Source organism: Mesorhizobium sp. M0217, assembly GCF_040321955.1.
Lineage (GTDB): Bacteria > Pseudomonadota > Alphaproteobacteria > Rhizobiales > Rhizobiaceae > Mesorhizobium.
Genome location: NZ_JAMYSN010000003.1, coordinates 147,355 through 164,487, shown reverse-complemented (window position 1 = coordinate 164,487; position 17,133 = coordinate 147,355). Strand labels below are relative to the sequence as shown.

At 60.8% G+C, this 17,133-nt stretch carries 11 protein-coding genes; 3 read left to right on the top strand and 8 right to left on the bottom strand.

Annotation, left to right across the window (positions count from 1 at the left end; all coding sequences use genetic code 11):
- Positions 1 to 2 precede the first annotated feature (2 nt).
- The 8 genes from NKJ18_RS07805 to NKJ18_RS07770 form a co-directional block, all read right to left on the bottom strand.
- Positions 3 to 1,067, bottom strand: coding sequence for a PilN domain-containing protein (locus tag NKJ18_RS07805; protein ID WP_352758046.1), 1,065 nt, complete (start codon positions 1,065 to 1,067; stop codon positions 3 to 5).
- Between the two features lie 373 nt (positions 1,068 to 1,440).
- Positions 1,441 to 1,875: a contact-dependent growth inhibition system immunity protein gene (locus NKJ18_RS07800; RefSeq protein ID WP_023815871.1), complete on the bottom strand. Its 435-nt coding sequence runs from the start codon at positions 1,873 to 1,875 to the stop codon at positions 1,441 to 1,443.
- 18 nt (positions 1,876 to 1,893) lie between these two features.
- The gene (locus NKJ18_RS07795) at positions 1,894 to 7,923 is read right to left on the bottom strand and encodes an endonuclease toxin domain-containing protein (RefSeq protein ID WP_352758045.1); all 6,030 of its coding nucleotides are present in this window, start codon (positions 7,921 to 7,923) and stop codon (positions 1,894 to 1,896) included.
- Between the two features lie 619 nt (positions 7,924 to 8,542).
- Positions 8,543 to 9,745 (bottom strand): mandelate racemase/muconate lactonizing enzyme family protein, encoded by a 1,203-nt coding sequence (locus NKJ18_RS07790; protein WP_352758044.1) that lies wholly within the window; start codon positions 9,743 to 9,745, stop codon positions 8,543 to 8,545.
- A gap of 8 nt (positions 9,746 to 9,753) precedes the next feature.
- A complete protein-coding gene (locus NKJ18_RS07785; RefSeq protein WP_352758043.1) occupies positions 9,754 to 10,080 on the bottom strand; it encodes an NIPSNAP family protein in 327 nt (108 codons plus the stop codon).
- A gap of 47 nt (positions 10,081 to 10,127) precedes the next feature.
- On the bottom strand, positions 10,128 to 11,486 hold the full coding sequence (locus tag NKJ18_RS07780) for a mandelate racemase/muconate lactonizing enzyme family protein (RefSeq protein WP_023704649.1): 1,359 nt from the start codon (positions 11,484 to 11,486) through the stop codon (positions 10,128 to 10,130).
- 56 nt (positions 11,487 to 11,542) lie between these two features.
- Entirely contained in the window at positions 11,543 to 12,709 is a 1,167-nt protein-coding gene (locus NKJ18_RS07775; RefSeq protein WP_023739521.1) for a mandelate racemase/muconate lactonizing enzyme family protein, read from the bottom strand.
- A gap of 54 nt (positions 12,710 to 12,763) precedes the next feature.
- Positions 12,764 to 13,474, bottom strand: coding sequence for a GntR family transcriptional regulator (locus NKJ18_RS07770; RefSeq protein WP_023739522.1), 711 nt, complete (start codon positions 13,472 to 13,474; stop codon positions 12,764 to 12,766).
- A gap of 205 nt (positions 13,475 to 13,679) precedes the next feature.
- Between NKJ18_RS07770 and NKJ18_RS07765 the strand changes: the two genes are divergently transcribed.
- The 3 genes from NKJ18_RS07765 to NKJ18_RS07755 all read left to right on the top strand — a co-directional run bounded on the left by NKJ18_RS07765 (position 13,680) and on the right by NKJ18_RS07755 (position 17,086).
- On the top strand, positions 13,680 to 15,158 hold the full coding sequence (locus NKJ18_RS07765) for an ABC transporter substrate-binding protein (RefSeq protein WP_023668101.1): 1,479 nt from the start codon (positions 13,680 to 13,682) through the stop codon (positions 15,156 to 15,158).
- Positions 15,159 to 15,239: 81 nt separating this feature from the next.
- Positions 15,240 to 16,199 carry a carbohydrate ABC transporter permease gene (locus tag NKJ18_RS07760; protein WP_352758042.1) on the top strand — a complete coding sequence of 320 codons (960 nt, stop codon included), beginning with the start codon at positions 15,240 to 15,242 and terminating at the stop codon, positions 16,197 to 16,199.
- On the top strand, positions 16,196 to 17,086 hold the full coding sequence (locus NKJ18_RS07755) for a carbohydrate ABC transporter permease (RefSeq protein WP_023714612.1): 891 nt from the start codon (positions 16,196 to 16,198) through the stop codon (positions 17,084 to 17,086). Before NKJ18_RS07760 ends, NKJ18_RS07755 begins: the two co-directional genes overlap by 4 nt.
- The last annotated feature ends 47 nt before the right edge of the window (positions 17,087 to 17,133 follow it).

Below are 17,133 nucleotides of genomic sequence, written 5' to 3'. Positions count from 1 at the left end.
CGTCAGAGCGCTCCGATCTTTGCCGAAATGGTGAAATGTTCGCCGTCCTGTCCGGGCACCTTGACCACGGGCGAGGCGAATTCGGGCGCCGAAAACAGCGGCGAGGCATCGATCGGCTGGATCAGTTCGGCCGCCGAAGTGGCAAAGCCGGTGATAACAAGATCGTCGCCCTTGGCCGAGAGATCGGTGAGCCAGGCCGTGTCGGGAAGCAGATGCGTGAGTTCGGCCCAGACCCGCACCAGCGACGCCGTGGTCTTCTTTTCCTGGCGGATTTTCTCGACCCGCTCGATGCCGGCTTGGCGCTTCTGCAGCGAGGCGCGTGCCGTCTTGGCCAGCACCTGCGCATCGGCAATCTCGGCGTCAAGTTCGCCGTCGGCCTGCCAGATCAGCCAATGCGCGTGGGCAAAGGTGATGAGCAGGGCTGCGGCCAGCGCCGAACAGGCCTCGATCCAGGTGCTGCGCCTGCGCCGGTCGCGCGCCGTCGGCGGCCAGATGCTGGCCAGGCTGAGCGGATCGGCGCGCAGCGTCTCTTCGGGCCGCGAAAGCGACAGGCTGCGCACCGAGCCGCCGGCGCGGCGCACCGCGTCCAGCACCGGGGCAAGAGTCTTGCCCTTGACGACATGGTAGGAACTGTCCTGCCCGGCAGGCCTGGCCCCGGCATCCCTGGCAAACAAGACATGCACCTGTGCCGGATCGAGCGGCGTCGCGGCCATAAGGTCGAGCTCGGCCATGTCGCGCGCCTGCCGAACCGGAAGTCGCCGCGGCGCCAGCTGCCGGGTCAGGAACAGGCCGGGCTGGATGACAATATCGAAACGCGGCCGCCTGACGCGGCGCCCGCCCTGCAGCAACGCCAGGATCTCGTCCGACGAGGCTGTCAGTGCCAGCGGGATCGACTGAAACTCCGGGGCGCCGGCCTCGCGCACACGAATGCCGTCATCCGCCAGGCTGACGATCCAGTCGCCGCTAGGGGCTTGCCTCTGCTTAGGCGAAAGCCGAGCCCAACCCCCCCGCAGCTCCTCGAGCCACCAGTCCCGGAAATCCAGACATTGCGCGCCAAGTCCCGCCACGACCCACCCCACCCCGGCTGATTCTAAGCCGAGGGTTTTCAGGCTGAGGTTACAGGGGCTGGTGTGACGGGGATATCAGCGAAGGCGCGGGGAGCGGATTAGCCACAGCTTTTGTTATTTGGTTTGAGCTGACACGGTCCGGCATCAGCCACCAGGCCCAGATGCCGACATCTGTGACGCGGCAAGGCTCGACTAGCAGGGTCTTGTAGAGCGCATGGCCCCTTACCGCGCTGCGTGATGCGGCGGAACGACAATGCGAGCAAGGAGGAGCATGCGGTCAATCTATACGCAGCTCAGCCAAGGGCAGGGTAAAATATGCATTGTTGCTGTAATTACTGCTATTCGAAGAGGAAGATTCCAGCGAAAGAATCCTTCATTTGGAATCACTGAGCGCAAATATTACTGCCTCACCTAGGCCATCGTCGGTCTCGCGCAATGTCTGACTTTTATCCTCTAGTGGCGTAAAGCCAATTTTGCTTCCGCGGTTCTGTGTAGGAACAAGCCTAATGATGCCACCATCTTGACTGATGTTGACGCATCTAGCAGTTTTGGCAAAGGCGCTGAAGGATTTCACGCCAAGAGATTCGGCAAACTCTTTATTCAACTTAGGCCAGTCCTCTTGCCGAGGATGAGGAACGCCATCTTTAGATAGATGGAGACAGTTCAAAACGGCCTTCCTTATTTCAGCGACCTCATTCTTTTGAATGACTAGAGTTGGGCGCTCCTCAATCCACAATCCCATAATTGTCTTCGACTGACCAAAGATAAAAAGCTTCCCATTCCGCTCGTAGGCCGTTGCAGATTTCAAGCTGTACTCCTCCTATTGTCATGGAAATGTGGAAACGCTCACAGCAACACCTCGCGATGCCCCATATCGCATAGCTTCGCTAATAGCTGCCTGCTGTGCCGCATTACCGCTATTGGGCACAGCAACCTGCAACGCTCGTTCAGATATTTGTGCCGAGTTGATTGTCCGGCCAGCGTAGGTCGCACCATTGAACGCTTTGACCTTGTCCACATATCCTTTCAGTACTTGACTTAGCGTACTAGCATTTTGGTATGTCTTCGCGTTGAGGTCTACGCTCTTGATGCTCGTGACAGTGCCGCCCGCAATTTTGTCGACCACCGGGTAACTGTCAGGCAAATTTTGCCCGAGCGCCTTCTCAATCGCCTTTCCCCGGGGCGCCGGACCAAGAGACCAAACGCTTTCCACAGCTTTGGGAGCGACTACACTCGGGGCAGCAGCAATTGCTCGTGCGCCGGATACCCACCCAACGCTTTCAAGCACTGACATGGCATCCATCGCCATCAGTTCGGGTGTCGTCTTGCCAACACGCGCGCGGCTCTGGCGTGAAAATTTGTCCCAATCTGGCGCTACATTGTAAGGATCACCTTCTTCTCTCGCCTTTTGTGCCTTAGTATCCGCATGATCAGCGTTTGAAGAGTTTGTCGCATCTCGATCCTCAGATTTCGAGAACCAGTCGCCGAACATATGTCCATTTGGGTCGCTCTTGTTCACGGGATCATTTCGAGCATAGGCATATCGGTTCGTCCCAACGCCGGGCAGTGTCGGGTCCCAGTCATCCGGCGAGATGAACCGCCCCAGCACCGGATCCATGTAGCGTGCATTGAGATAGAGCAGCCCGGTCTCGGGGTCGAAGCGCTCGCCGATATAGCTTTTCTGCGTCTTGAAGCCGGTGTTGAGCTGCTCGCCATAGGTGGCGTAGTTGGTGTACTCGACAATGGCGCCCGACATGTCGGTGACATTGCGCACCGAGGCCAGGTGCTCGCGGTGCAGGAAGTATTTGGTCGTGCCGACTACCTTGATGTCTGGGTGGGGATAGCGGGTGTAGATCTCCGCACCCGGCGTCGCCGGATTGATCTCGACGGAAGCGTCGGGATAGAGCGTGGTGGCGAAGGTTGAAGCCTTCTTTACCCGCGCACCATCTGGGCCATAGAACAGCGAGACACTGTTGGAGGCCCGCGTGACGGTCTTCAGCCGGTTGGCTTCATCCCAGGTCAGCGTTCGAGTGCCGTCGGAGGTTAGATTGCCATTGGCGTCATAGGCCATGGCATTGGCGCCGACGGATGTTGGCGCATGCGGACGTGCCGCGTTCCCGGCGGGATAGACATAGCTCCCGGCAACGCGCGTGCGCGAGATCATGTTGTCGTTTGCGGCATAGACGAAGGTTTCGTCCAGCGTGTTGTCGCCGGCATTGTCGGCCGAAATCAACCGGTCGGCATTGTCGTAGCCATAGGTCCAACTGGCCGAGCCTGCAGGGTCGATGCCGATGATGCTGGTGATGCGGCCGATGGCGTCACGCACGTACTGACGATCCATCAGAATGGTGGCATCCTTGGCGGTGGTTATTCTCGTGAGCCAGTGTCGGGTCGGCGAATAGGCGAAGGAGGTCTTCACGCCGTTGGCGTAGGTGATCTCTTTGGTCTGGCCATCGGCCTCGTAGACCGTCGAGGTGATGAAACCGGGAGCGGAGACGAGCCTGTTGCCGGCGCTGTATTGCAGCGGTGCGGCTGACGTGCCGAAGTCGAGCTGCACCGGCAGATATTGCGTCGCCAGTGTTTGCCCCGACGCATCGCGTACGCTGGTCGTGGTGTGGGTCAGCGTGCCGATGGTGGTATCCTGCCGCGCCGGCTTGCTGAAGCCGTCATATTTGTACGCTTGCGTGGCCGCCGGATTGGTCGAGGCAGTCAGCTGGCCGATGTTGTAGAAGCCGGCAGCCGCCTGGTCGTAGCTGTTCTGCATCTGCGTCACCGCACTGCCACCCGGCGCCGTCGCCGTCTTCAGCGTCAGCCGGTCCATCTGGTCATAGCTCAGCGTGGTGACCGTGTCTCTGGCATCAGTCTGGCTGACCAGCCGGTTGGCGGCATCGTAGACGTAGGACCATGTGCCGAGATCGGGATCGGACGCCGTCAGCCGGTTGCCGACCATGTCGTAGGTGTATGTCCAGTTTGAACCACCGGGATCGGTCACACCGATCAAACGGCCGAGCCTGTCGTAGTTGCGGGCCTCCATCAGGCCGAGACCCAAAGTGTCGCGATAGACAGCCACAACATCGCCCCGTGCCGAACTGACCGTTGTGCTTTTATGGCCGAGTTCGTCGGTCAGCGTTGTTCCCCACAGCCGCGGCGGGAGGGTTTCGGCGGTGGCGAGATAGGGTAGGTAGCTGCGCTGGCTGGCATCCGGATTGACCGTCAGCAGCAACCGGTCGGCCCAGTCATAGCTGTTGGTGGTCCACTGCGCGGCCTCGCCGACAAATCTAGGGAAGGCGCTGCGCAGGACATTGCCGCGAAGATCGTAGTCGGTCTCGGCAATGCGCCTGGCGCCGGCCGCTGTCTCTCCGGGAGTCTCTACCCGATAGACCCGGCCGAGCCCGTCATAATACGAGCGGATAAAATCCTCACCGGCGCCATTGGGCAGCGGCGTGTACTTGACCAGCGCCTGAGTTGCCGGATTGCCCTCGTTCTCGAAGCGGATCTTGGCATAGGCGCCGGTGACGCTCTGCGAGACCTGGTAGAGCCGGCAGAACGGATCGTAGGTGAAGGTTTTGACGAGACCATTGGGGTCGGTCTTCGTCGCCAGCAGCCCGCAGGTGGCGTTGTATGTGGCTGTCGAGACAAAGCGCGTGTCTGCTGGTTGCCCGCCCGTGGCAAAATACTTCGGCGCCCGCTCGGTTACGGGATAGACGTGATAGGTCGCGTCATAGTCCCACTCGGTCTTGTGGCCGAGCGCGTTGATGGCGGAGATCTTGTTGCCATAGGCGTCGTAGGCGAAGACCTGATAGGAATATTTCTGCGGCGTCGAGTAGACATCGGCATAATCGATCGACCAGGTCAGATTGCCCTTGGTCGGCGGCGCACTGTTGTCGCCATGCTGGTTGTCATAGAAAAACGCCTTGTAGCTGATGAACGGGAATGTCTCGTCAAGACCCGCCTGTACCGTCTGGATGCGCGGTAGCGACACGATATAGGCCGACGTGTTGGGCGCAAACCACCGCCCGGTCCGGGTCTCGTCGCCACTGACATCGGTGCGGCCGTAGTCGTCCTGCAAGAAGATGTTGTTGTAGGCATCGAACCAGCGTTGGACCCGCAAGGTGCGGCTGATGTTCTCGGTCAGCGTCGTGTCGGTGACCGTGTTTTGCACCGTGTAGGGTTTTGCCGTGGTGTTGACGACATAGGTCTCGGCCACCTGCTTATGGACCGTACCAGCGCCATCCTTCCACACCGTCAGTGACGGCAGGCCATAGCTTGCGAGATCCTGGCGGAAGGTGGTCTCGATCTTCGACGGCGCCGTCTCGCCATTGGCCAGCGGCTTTGTCTCGACGATCGAGGCAAAGCTCAGGAACTTGCGCGCCGCCGGATCGTATTTGCCGCCGGAATAGGCGTAAGCGCTCACCGCCGTCTGGCCACGGCCATCGCTGACCGAGAGCTTGGTCACCGCATGCACGACCTGCGGCAGGTAATTGTTCACCCAGGTCGAGGACGGCGAATACTCCATCGCCACCGTGCCGCCAAGTTCCGTCACGATCTGCTTCAGCAGGTTCGGATTGCCCGTGCCGGCATTCGAGATGAACATGCTGTTGTAGTTGGTGAAGTCTGGCAGCCCGTCGCCGTTAAAGTCGCCGATGACTGTGCCGACGTTCGCTGTCGTAGGCATAGTGAATTGCACCGGCGTCATCGCCGTCGAGGACGGCTGCAGCGAGTAAATCTTGATAGGGCCGATCGACAGAGGCCAGGGTGGCGGCGCCGACTGGTTGCTGCCGGCTGTGATGACATCCATGCGGCCATCATTGTCGAAGTCGCGAAGGACAGCGGAGGCACCAGAGACCGAGGATATCGAATAGCTTTTGAAGCCAACGCCGGTCGACAGCCAAATCGCAGGGCTGGCATTACGACCGTAGCGGAAGACATCCGTTGCCCCATCGCCATTGATATCGGCAAAAACGCATGTGCCGGAGGTCTCAGATTCCTGTGCCGGGCAACTGATGCTGAAGGATGGTCCATTCTTCTGCCAAACGCCGTTCGACAGCGCTCCTTTTCTCGCCGTCCCGCCGCTACCCCAAAAGAGTGGTTGCTGCCGGCCGCTACCGAGAAAATCGCCGACGCCTATTGCTGGTGTAGACCAGTTGCCAGCGACAGCATTGACAACGTCGATGCCGTTGCCGCCTGCATCGGCAACGAGTGATGCCCCTGGCGGTGATAATCCCCCCGGCCCAACGTTTGGAAGACCATCACACACCGCCTGATAACCGGTTGGAGTACAGGGTATCTTTGACAGACCCAGAGAAGCATCAGCCTTGATGATTGATTTGGTGGCCGTATAGGTAATCCGACCGGTTGCACCGTCTACATAGTTCTGAATGGACGTATCTGCGAAATCCGTAGAACTCTTAGTCGCCAAGAAGTGACCAGCTTCTGATGAATACTCAGGGGGATCTGGATCACTGTTAGGGTTAGCTAACGTGTCTAAAAGCAGGGACACGGTTCCGGCCGGATCGCCGCTCGAACTGAATTTGTATATGTACTTGGTCCGCTCTAGAGCTGGGCAAGGACCTTGATTGTGCGTGCAGGTGTCCACGTTCCTGATGGCGTCGCCAAAGATCTCATCTCGACCGTCTGCATCCAAATCCCCAACCTGCCTCGGCGAAGACACACCTCCACCCGCAAATGAGGGCGCTGCCACCGACCCATAGACCCCATCGGTGTTCTGATAGGTCATCTGGCCGAGCACCTTCGAGGTGCCACCGGAGATGGCGCCGTCTGTGGCGACGCTGGCGTCCGTGCCGTAACGCGTGACGGCGGTCAGCCGTGAGGTGTTGGAAAACGGCGCCTGATCGTAAGTCAGCTTGTAGGCACCCCGCAGCATACCTGAGACCGTGACGCCGATCGTCTTGATGCGCTTGTCGGTGACGGAGATGTCGCGGCCATTGCCCATCAGGATCAGGTCGGGACGCGTCTCGTAGTAGAACTTGACCACAGTACCGTTGTAGCTGACGGCGTCGGGATAACAGACCGGACTTGCCGGACAGGTGTAGGTATAGGTTACGCTATTGCCATTGGTGTCGGTGACCGAGGTCAGCAGCCAGCGATAGCTCATCGCCAGATCATAGGCCGGCGTGCCGGCGGTCGGCGTCAGATTGGCTACCGCCGCCACCGAGCGGAAAGTCGAGACCGTGCCGTCGCGGTCGGTAACCCTCCATTCGTTGCTGGTGCTGTTCAGCGCAATGCGGCGATAGCTTTCATTCTCGGTCGCATGCGTACCGCCGGTCGCGCAGGAAGGCGACACCATGCCGGCCGCACAGGCCACCATCGCCTGGCCGTCGAGCAGATAAATGTCATTGGCGTCGTATGCCGGCATGCCATAGCCCGGCGTGGCCCGTTCGATGACATCGAAGCCGTCGAGGCCCCAGGCATAGCCGAGCCAGCCCTGGTAGAGGCCACCGGTCTTGGTCTTGCGTGAGGAATTGTAGTTCAGCGCGATCTGCGGCTCGATGCCGTGATAATCGGGGACGTCGATGCCTACAGCGTAACCCAGATTGCCGTTGCCCCCAGCCTTGGGTAGATCCACCTTCGGCGTGCCGACCGCTTCGGGATCGCCGCTCTCGGTTGCCGTGGCTGCTTCCACTGCCGCCGCTGCCGCGGCAGGTTCCTCCGGCGCTGCTTCCGTATCGGCCTTCTTCTCTGTGGCCTTGCCCTTCGCGTCGGTCGTTTTGGTATCGGCAGCCTTGGCGTCGCTCGCATCACCAGCCTTGGTGTCCGCCGGCTCGGCGCCGACCTTGGCCGCCGCATCGGGACTGCCGGTCGCCGGCCGGGTTGCCGCGTCGCCCGTCGCGCCCACCGGCTGCTTCGCCGAGGAGCCGCCGCCTAACGCCGCCCCGCCATTGCCGAGACCGCCACTGGCTGGCGCAGCCGGCGAGGTACTCTGCGCAAAGGCCTCTATCCCTGCGTCACCTCTAATATAAGAATAGCAAGATATATCTGCGCCGAAGACGCCAGCGGCAAGCACAGCCGCCCCCAATAGCAACCGCTTCATTGAATCCCCCTAGCCAAGTTGCTTGACGCTACTCCGGCTGGACTTGGTTTATACGACGGCAACCCGTCACAACCCAGATATCCACAGCTTTATTTTGCACGCATGAGTTGCCAGCGGAGCGATCGCATAAGGGCACTCCCCTCAGTGTCTCGACGTTGCCGAGCCAGGGCGGTCACCCGCATTCGTCGCAAGTGTGCCTGCGCAAAGCGACCGGAAGCCTTCCGACATCCAGGTAAAGGCTGTCGATGCCCGGCAGCAGCGGCGCCGCCAGGATCAAACGACGTCGCCGCCCGTCTGACAGCAGGCAGACCGGCTTGCGTGCTAGTTTGAAGCTTTATGCCACCCATTTTGGGCAGGCGCCCTGCCCTTGGGCACCGCTGGAGACCGCATCGCGGCAACTCTACAGGTCGCCGCGTCGGATCTTTTATTGGTCGAAGAAACCGGCGTCCTCTTCCGCAAGGTACTTCTTCGCTGCTTCGGCATCGATGTCGACACCCAGTCCCGGCGCTTCGAGCAGGTCGATCATGGAGTCCTTCACGATCTGCCCCTTGGGCAGGCCGATGACGATGTCCTCCCACCACGGGTCGGAGGCGCTGGGATATTCGAAGGCGATGTAGTTGGCCGGCAGCGTGGCGCAGACATTGATCAGCGCGCCGAGGCCCAGCAGACCGTTCGCCGTGCCGTGCGGCGCCATCATGATGGAGTGCATATAGGCATGCTCGGCCACCCATTTGAGCTCGGCGATGCCGCCGATATCGGCGGGGTCCGGACCGATGACACGGACCGCCTGGGTCTCGATCAGTTCCTTGAAGTTATGGCGCAGGTAGATCTGCTCGCCGGTGTGGATGGGGGTGGACGTCGATGTCGTGAGTTCGCGGTAGGCCTGCGGATTGACCCATGGCACGTAGTCGCCGGTCAGCATGTCCTCCAGCCACATCAGATTGTATTTTTCCACCGCCTGAGCGAAGCGGATGGCGTCCGGCAGGAACCACCCGGGGCCGCAATCCAACGCCAGCGAGACCTTGTCGCCGAGCACATCCTTCATGGCGATGACGCATTCGATCATATGCGCCATGCCGCGCTCGCTGATCTGCCCCTGGTCCATCGCGCCGTGATAGGTCGGCGGCTGACGCACGCCGTAGTGGAAGTCGGGGACGCTGGTCTTCATGTTGGAATGAAAGCTGATGCCTTGCTTGACCATGAAGAAACCTTCCGGCCGCTCCATCATCCATTTGACGTCGGCCGCGTAATCCTCCGGCCTGTCGCCGGTGCGCTTCTTGCGGATGGAACCGTTATAGACCCGCACCTTGTCGCGCACCTTGCCGCCGAGCAGCTTGTAGACCGGAACGCCTGCCGCCTTGCCGGCGATGTCCCACAGAGCATGCTCGATAGCGCTGACGGCGGCGCCGTAGGGCTTGAACGAGCCGCGCTGGCGGATTTTCAACATCACGCGTTCGACATCGGTCGGGTCCTCGCCGATCAGCGCGTCGCGGAAATGCAGCACCCAGGGTTTCAGATAAGGCTTGGTGTACTCGACCTCGCCGAGGCCATGGAGGCCTTCGTCGGTGACGATGCGCACGATGGGGTGCCTGCCGATGACGGCGCACCTGAGATCGGTGATCTTCATGATGTCCTCTATTTCACCGACGAGAAGGCGGTTGGCGCGAGAAACTGGCTGGAAATATTGGCTAGGATCGGGCCATCGCGCTCGGACTCGTCGCGGGCCTTGAGCCATGCCGGATCGGTGATGAAGGCCTTCCATCTCACTTCGCGCTCGGCAAGGGATTCCCAGGCGACGAAATAGATCAGTCGATTGCTGTTTTCGCCGACCACCGTGGTGAAGAACCCGGCCTGGCGGATGCCGTGTCTATCCCACAGCGCCAAGGTATGGTCGTTGAAACGCTTGAGCAGCGCCGGCAGCCGGCCCGGCACGCAGTCGTAAATGCGAAGTTCGTAGATCATGGTCCATCCTTCTGTTCACCTCTCCCTCCGAGGAGAGAAGTGTAGAGTCAGCTCCAGGTGCGGTCCCAGGAGTATTCGTCGTCCCAGTGATCGGTCGGTTGCCAGATGCCGGTGACGCCGGGCTGCAGGTGCTGGCTGATCACTTCGTCGACGATGTCGTCGATGCCCAGACCAGGCTTGTCGGGCACGGTGATGAAGCCGTCCTTGACCAGCGGCTTGGGCAGGCCGGTGACGATATCGTCCCACCAGTCGACTTCGACGCTGTGATATTCGAGCGCCATGAAGTTTTCCGTCGCCACCGCGACATGCGCGGCGGCCATTGCCGCGATCGGGCTTTCCGCCATGTGAATGGCCATGGCGACGCCATGCTCCTGCGCCGCGTCGCCGATCTTCTTGGTCTCGAGAATGCCGCCGGTGGTCAGCAGATCCGGATGGATGACCGAGATGCCGGCGTTGAGCAGCGGCTCGAAGCCTTCCTTGAGGTAGATGTCCTCACCCGTGCAGATCGGCACCGAGGTCGCCTGCTGCAACTGCCGATACTGCTCGGTGTACTGCCAGGGGATCACGTCCTCGAGCCAGGCCGGTGCGTATTTCTCGATCCGCCGGGCCAGACGGATGCCGTCCTGCAGCGAGATGTGGCCGACATGGTCGATGGCGAGCGGAACCTCGTAGCCGATCACCTCGCGGACCTCGTGGATATATTGGTCGAGCAGGTCGATGCCCTTTTCGGTGAAGTGGAGGCCGGTGAAGGGATGCGGCACGTTTTGCGCGTCATAGGCGGCATTACGCGCCCGGCGCTCGTCCAGCGTGCGTGCCGGACCGCGCGCGGCATGGCTGCGGAAACCGTCGAGCACGCCGGCCGGCGCCACCACTGCGCCCGATATGTGCGAAATCTGCGCCAGACCGAGATCCATCTTGAGGAAGGTGAAACCGAGATCCATCCGCGCCTTGAGCCGCTTTCCGGTCTCGGTGCCGCTGGGCTTGTCCGCGTCGGTGTCGCAATAGACACGCACCTTGTCGCGAAACCGTCCTCCCAGCATCTGGTAGATCGGCACGCCATACGCCTTGCCGGCGAGGTCCCAAAGCGCGATCTCGATTGCCGAGACACCGCCACCTTGCCGCCCATGGCCGCCAAATTGTTTGATGCGGCGGAACAGCCGGTCGACGTCGCAAGGGTTCTCGCCCAGCAACCGGCTCTTCAGCATCAGCGCATAGGTCGCGCTGGCGCCGTCGCGCACTTCGCCCAGGCCGACAATGCCCTGGTTGGTGTAGATCTTGACCAGCGCGGAGGTGAACGGCGCGCCGACGATCTCGGCGACGCGCAGGTCGGTGATGCGCAGGTCGCTCGGCCTGGAGTTCGTATTTACCCGATTGAGCGCCTCGCCGGCGCTACCCGTCTTTGCCATGGCTTATCCTCGTTCTGATTGGTGGCGCCCCGCACCCCCGGCCTGCATAAGCGTTGCTAGCCAAGCTCTATCTCGTGGGCCTGCAGGTAGTCTCGGTTCATCTCGACACCGAGACCCGGCTTCGACGCCAGCTTGAGGCTGCCGTTCGAGACATCGAGTGGCTCGTCGATGAGGTGATTATATTTGTCCAGGTTCCACTCCGACGTTTCGAGCTTGTAGAAGTTGGGAACCGTCATCATCACCTGCGCTCCCGCAACCACATTGATCGGTCCCGCGGCGTCATGGGGCGAGACCGGGATGTAGTAGGCTTCGCACAGGGCGGAAATCTTCTTCAGTTCGGTAATGCCGCCGGTCCAGGTAACGTCCGGCATGATGTAGTCCGCAAGCCTGTTCTCGAGCACCGGCACGAAATCCCATTTGGTGTGGCCGCGCTCGCCCCACGAGATGGCGGCACTGACCTTCTCACGCACTTGCTTGAGAGCATTGAGGCTTTCTGGCGGGCATGGCTCCTCGAACCAGTCGATCTGGCCGGCTTCCTCGAGGCTTCGGCAGAGGCGAATGGCGGTGGGGACGTCGAAGCGGCCATGCGCGTCGATGAGAATGTCGACACCGGGCCCCGCCGTTTCACGGATCAAAGCCGTTAGTTCGGCAGCCTCGCGCTCGTCCTTGCGGGTCATGCTGCCATCGAGGTAGCCGTCCCGCTGTTCGCGCGCCAAGCCATCGGCGATGCGGCCTTGGTGGGGGAAAGGATCGAACTTCAGCCCGGTGTGTCCGGATTCGACGATGTCTCGAATTTCGCGGACCACAGCCTCCTTGCTGGTAAACTTGGCCTGGTTGGGATGGGTATAGAGCGCGATTTCATCGCGCACCGGTCCGCCCAGCAGCTCGTAGATCGGCTTGCCTAGAACTTTGCCGCGAATGTCCCAGAGCGCTATGTCGATAGCGCTCACGCATTCGACTGCGGCGCCGCGGCTGCCCATATAGGTGAAGCTGCGGAAAATCTTGTGCCAGAGATGCTCGATGCGCGCCGGATCCTCACCTGTGACGGCAACACCGATCTGCCGCAGGATCGTGCACAGCGCGCGGTTGGCGAGCCTTGTGGTGGTGGTGATTTCCCCCCAGCCACTCACCCCTTCGTCGGTCGTCACCTCGACGAACAGGAACTCTCCCCAATAGGAAGCATCGGACTTGATCAGCCACGGCCGAACGCTCGTGATTTTCATCTCTCAACTACCTCTGTCTGATGGCTGGACCAATGATGTTCTGGGCTGGAAACTCTATCCGGCCCGAGCGGCATTGCGCGCACGCATCTGTTCGAGGACGTGCCGACCGGAACCCTCGACATGGCGGGAAATGAGTTCGGCCGCCTCGTCGGCATTTCCCGCTCTGATATGCGCGATGAGCTCGCGGTGTTCACGCATAATGGCGGCCCGCCGCGCGAGCGTGAAATTGAAACGCCGGCTCACGGCTCGCAGCACTTCGCGATGCTTCCACCAAAGCTCGGCGGCATGGCGGTTGTAGTGGCGCTGGTACATCACGGTGTGGAAGGCGGTATCCAGTTCACTGTGCCGCAATGTGTCGGTGAAGTTGTTCTCTTCGATCAGAGCCTGGATGCGTTCGAGTTCGGCGATGTCCTCGCCGGTCGCCATGTTCACGAACCATCGCGTCAGGGCCGGCTCGATCAGGACTCCGATCTCGTAGATATCCCGGACAAAATCCTGGTCTATGGGCCGGACGCGCGCGCCACGGTTGGCGACAAAGGTGACGAAGCCCTCCCCTCGCAACAGCTGCAGCGCCTCGCGTACGGGGTTGGTCGAGGTGCCGTGACGCCGGGCGAGATCGGTGACCACAAGCCGTTCGTTGGCGGCGAGCCGTCCCTCGATGATGTCTTCCCGGATCAGCTCATAAAGCGAGGCGCCCTCGCTGGACGCCCCGATGGGATCAATCCCCACGGGTGGCTCTGCTTTGAAATCACTTGTTTCGGCCAAAGCCGGCTCCCCCGATTAGTACATCGCATGCTCGATATCATACACGCGTTTTGCAAACAATGTACGATCGGGTGCGTTGACAGGCAATCCACGATCTGAAAACGTACCAGATGATCGAAGGGATACATTGAGCAGAAGGACGCATCCCGCACGGTCGGACGAGCCCCTTGGCGCACAGCGGCATGGGAGAATCTGGGAGGATACTATGACGAGGATTACACTCGGCGGTGCCGTCCTGCGCGGCACTGTCGCCACTGCTTTGATGGCGTCGCTCATGTCGGGATCGGCGCTGGGTTCGCCGCCAGTCGATTTGAGCAAGTGGTCGCCGGAATATGTGCGCTCCATCGCCGGCACACAGGATTTCGACACGGCCGCCGATTGCGGCAAGGTCACTCCGCTCGACTACAAGGGGCGACTGACGTTCTGGTATCAGGGCGTGTTCGAGGGCGACCCCGACCTGCTGCGTCAGTACTACAAGGATTTCTTCGAGACCTTCCGCAAGACCTATCCGAACATCCAGCTCGAGGATCAGGCCCTCACCTACAACGACCTTCTCGACAAGTTCCGCACGGCGCTGCTGGGCAATGCCGCGCCGATGGCGGTCCGCCTGCAAATCCTGGGCGGAACCGAGTTCGCCTCGAAGGGTTATCTGCAGCCGCTCAAGCCGGAAGATGTGGGCTATCCCACAGAGGATTTCTGGCCCGGCGCCATGAAGGCGGTAACCTGGGATGGCGTGACCTACGGCATTCCCACCAACAATGAGACGATGGCGTTCATCTGGAACGCCGACATTTTCAAGCGTGCGGGCCTCGATCCGGACAAGGCTCCGGCTACCTGGGACGACGTCGTCAAATATTCCAAGCAGATCCATGACAAGCTCGGCATAGCCGGCTACGGCCTCGTGGCGCGCAAGAACGCCGGCAACACGCCGTACCGCTTCATGCCGCAACTATGGGCCTATGGCGGCGGTGTCTTCGACGAAGCCTCCGCGAACCCGACCTATAAGGAGGTCGAGCTCAATAGCCCGCAGAGCAAGGCGGCGTTGCAAGCCTCCTACGACATGTATGTTCGCGACAAGTCGGTTCCGGTTTCGGCCCTCACCAACCAGCAGGCCGATAACCAGCCCCTGTTCGTCGCCGGCCAACTCGGCATGATGGTCTCGCACCCGTCCGACTATAACGTCATGCTCGACCTGCAGAAGAAGGCAACGGGCGCCGACAAGGACAAGGCGCAGACTGTCATCGACAACATGCGCTATGGCCTGATTCCGACCGGCCCCGACGGCAAGCGGGCCGTCGTGTTTGGCGGCTCGAACATTCACATCCTGAAGCCCGAATATGTCGAGGGCGGCAAGGTGGACGAGCCGGCCGCAAAGGCCATCATCTGCATGTGGACGAGCCCTGAATGGTCGTTGAAGATGGCGTATGCCGGCTCGAACCCGGGCAACCTCAACGGCTTCAAGACCAAATGGATGAAGGAACGTCTGGACAACATCAAGTTCCTCGATGTCACCACCTCGATGTTGCCATACGGCATTCCGTTCCCGGCGCTGCCGCAATCGCCCGAGATCATGAATATCATCGTCCCGGACATGCTGCAGAACGCCCTGACCGGAGCGATGACCGTCGACCAGGCAGCGGATGACGCGGCCGAGAAGGTGAAGAACCTGATGGACGGACTCTAGTCCGGGCCTGACCTGCGATCCGACCGGCTGTGCCGATAGTGCGTGCAGCCGGTTTGCTCCGAAGAACAAGGGCACGCCATCGTGACGATCGTGACCGGCAAGGCCGAGGCTCGCCAAAGATTGCAACCCGGTAGCTCCGGGGTGCTGCGGAATATCTGGGAGCACCGCGCCGACTACGCATACGTGCTTCCAGCGATCGCCGTGATGCTCATCGTCATCGCCTATCCGATCTACTACACGGTCGAGCTGTCGTTCTTTAAGACGCCGCCTGGCCTGCAGCTCCGCGACAAGACCTTCATCGGATTGGACAACTACACGGCCATCCTCACCAGCCAGGTGTTCTGGAAAGTCACCTTGAACACCCTGATCTGGACGATCGCATCTACCTTCGTTGCCTTTGCCTTGGGATTTGCCGCCGCGCTGGCCCTCCACCGCGAGTTTATCGGCCGGGGTGTCCTGCGCGCTATCCTGATCATTCCTTGGGTCATCAGCGCGGTTGCCGCCTCCTATATCTGGAAGTGGATCTACCATTCGGACTTCGGCATCATCGGCGCGGTGCTGGTCGGCCTCGGATTGGCTGACCGGCCGCCGAACTTCATCGACAACGTCAGCACGGTGCTGCCCTCCTTGATCGTCGTCAATATCTGGCGCGAGTTTCCGTTTGCCATGATCATGATGATGGCCGGTTTGCAGACGGTCCCCGACCAGTTGTTGCGCGCCGCGGAAGTCGACGGGGCCAATGAATGGCAGCGTTTCTGGCACGTCACCTTCCCGCATCTGCGCAACGTCTCGACGGTGACGATCCTGCTGCTCGCAGTGGCCAATTTCAATTCCTTCATCATCCCGTGGATCATGACCGGTGGCGGGCCGTCGAACGCTTCGCACATCTGGATCACCCACATTTATGAGCTCGCCTTCGGCCGGCAGCGATGGGGCGTCGCATCGGCCTATTCGGTACTCCTGTTCCTCATGCTGATGGTGCTGGGCTACTTCTACGTCCGTGCGCTGGCCGGCAACGAGCGCAAAGAGGGGAGCGCATGAGCACGATCGTCGAGACAGTCCCTCGACGTCCGGCCCGGCGCCGCATGCGCATCGACGGATGGCGTTGGGCCGGGCGCATCTTCCTCGTGTTCATGCTGCTTTACACCGCGTTGCCGATGATCTGGATGCTGATCACCTCGATCAAGTCCGGCTTCGCGGCGATGCAGTTCCCGCCGCAATGGTGGCCGGAAGAGCCTACCCTGGCCAGCTACCAGAAGCTGCTCGATCCGCAAAACAGCGTCGGCCAGGACTTCCTGCGTTTTTTCTGGAACAGCCTCTACGTGTCCACGGTCACCACAATCCTTTCGGTGATCGTGGCCGTTCCTGCGGCCTACGCGTTTTCGCGCTTTCGTTTCCCCGGTCGAAACTTCCTGTTCTTCACCGTGCTTTTGCGCAACATGTTCCCGGCGGTGATCTTTCTCGTGCCGCTCTTCATCCTGATGCGCGCGATCGGGCTGGTGAACACGCATGGCTCGCTCATTCTCACCTATCTCACCTTCGGCCTGCCGCTGGCGATCTGGCTGCTCAAGGGCTTTTACGACAACATTCCGGTGCAGCTCGAGCAGGCGGCGCGGATCGATGGGGCGACCCGGTTCCAGGCCTTCATCCTGATCGTGATGCCGCTCTCGACGCCCGGAATCATCGCCACCGCGATCTATTCCTTCATTGGCGCCTGGAACGAGTACATCTATGCCTACACCTTCCTTTCCAAGAACGAGCAGTTGACCCTGCCGGTCGGCATACAGCGTTTCTTCTCGGAGAATACGACGGACTTTCCGGGCCTGATGGCGGCCAGCTTCATGATGAGCGTGCCCGTCGTGGTGCTGTTCCTCCTCCTGCAACGATACTTCGTACGCGCCCTTACAGAAGGCGCGGTCAAACACTAGAGCCGGATGATTTCAGGTCTGTTCGACCTCAAATCTGAATCCGCCTC

Excerpts from the sequence above, each read along its gene's own strand:
- NKJ18_RS07780 (WP_023704649.1), bottom strand. The coding sequence starts at position 11,486 with ATGGCAAAGACGGGTAGCGCCGGCGAGGCGCTCAATCGGGTAAATACG.
- NKJ18_RS07775 (WP_023739521.1), bottom strand. The coding sequence starts at position 12,709 with ATGAAAATCACGAGCGTTCGGCCGTGGCTGATCAAGTCCGATGCTTCC.
- NKJ18_RS07785 (WP_352758043.1), bottom strand. The coding sequence starts at position 10,080 with ATGATCTACGAACTTCGCATTTACGACTGCGTGCCGGGCCGGCTGCCG.
- NKJ18_RS07765 (WP_023668101.1), top strand. The coding sequence starts at position 13,680 with ATGACGAGGATTACACTCGGCGGTGCCGTCCTGCGCGGCACTGTCGCC.
- NKJ18_RS07790 (WP_352758044.1), bottom strand. The coding sequence starts at position 9,745 with ATGAAGATCACCGATCTCAGGTGCGCCGTCATCGGCAGGCACCCCATC.
- NKJ18_RS07755 (WP_023714612.1), top strand. The coding sequence starts at position 16,196 with ATGAGCACGATCGTCGAGACAGTCCCTCGACGTCCGGCCCGGCGCCGC.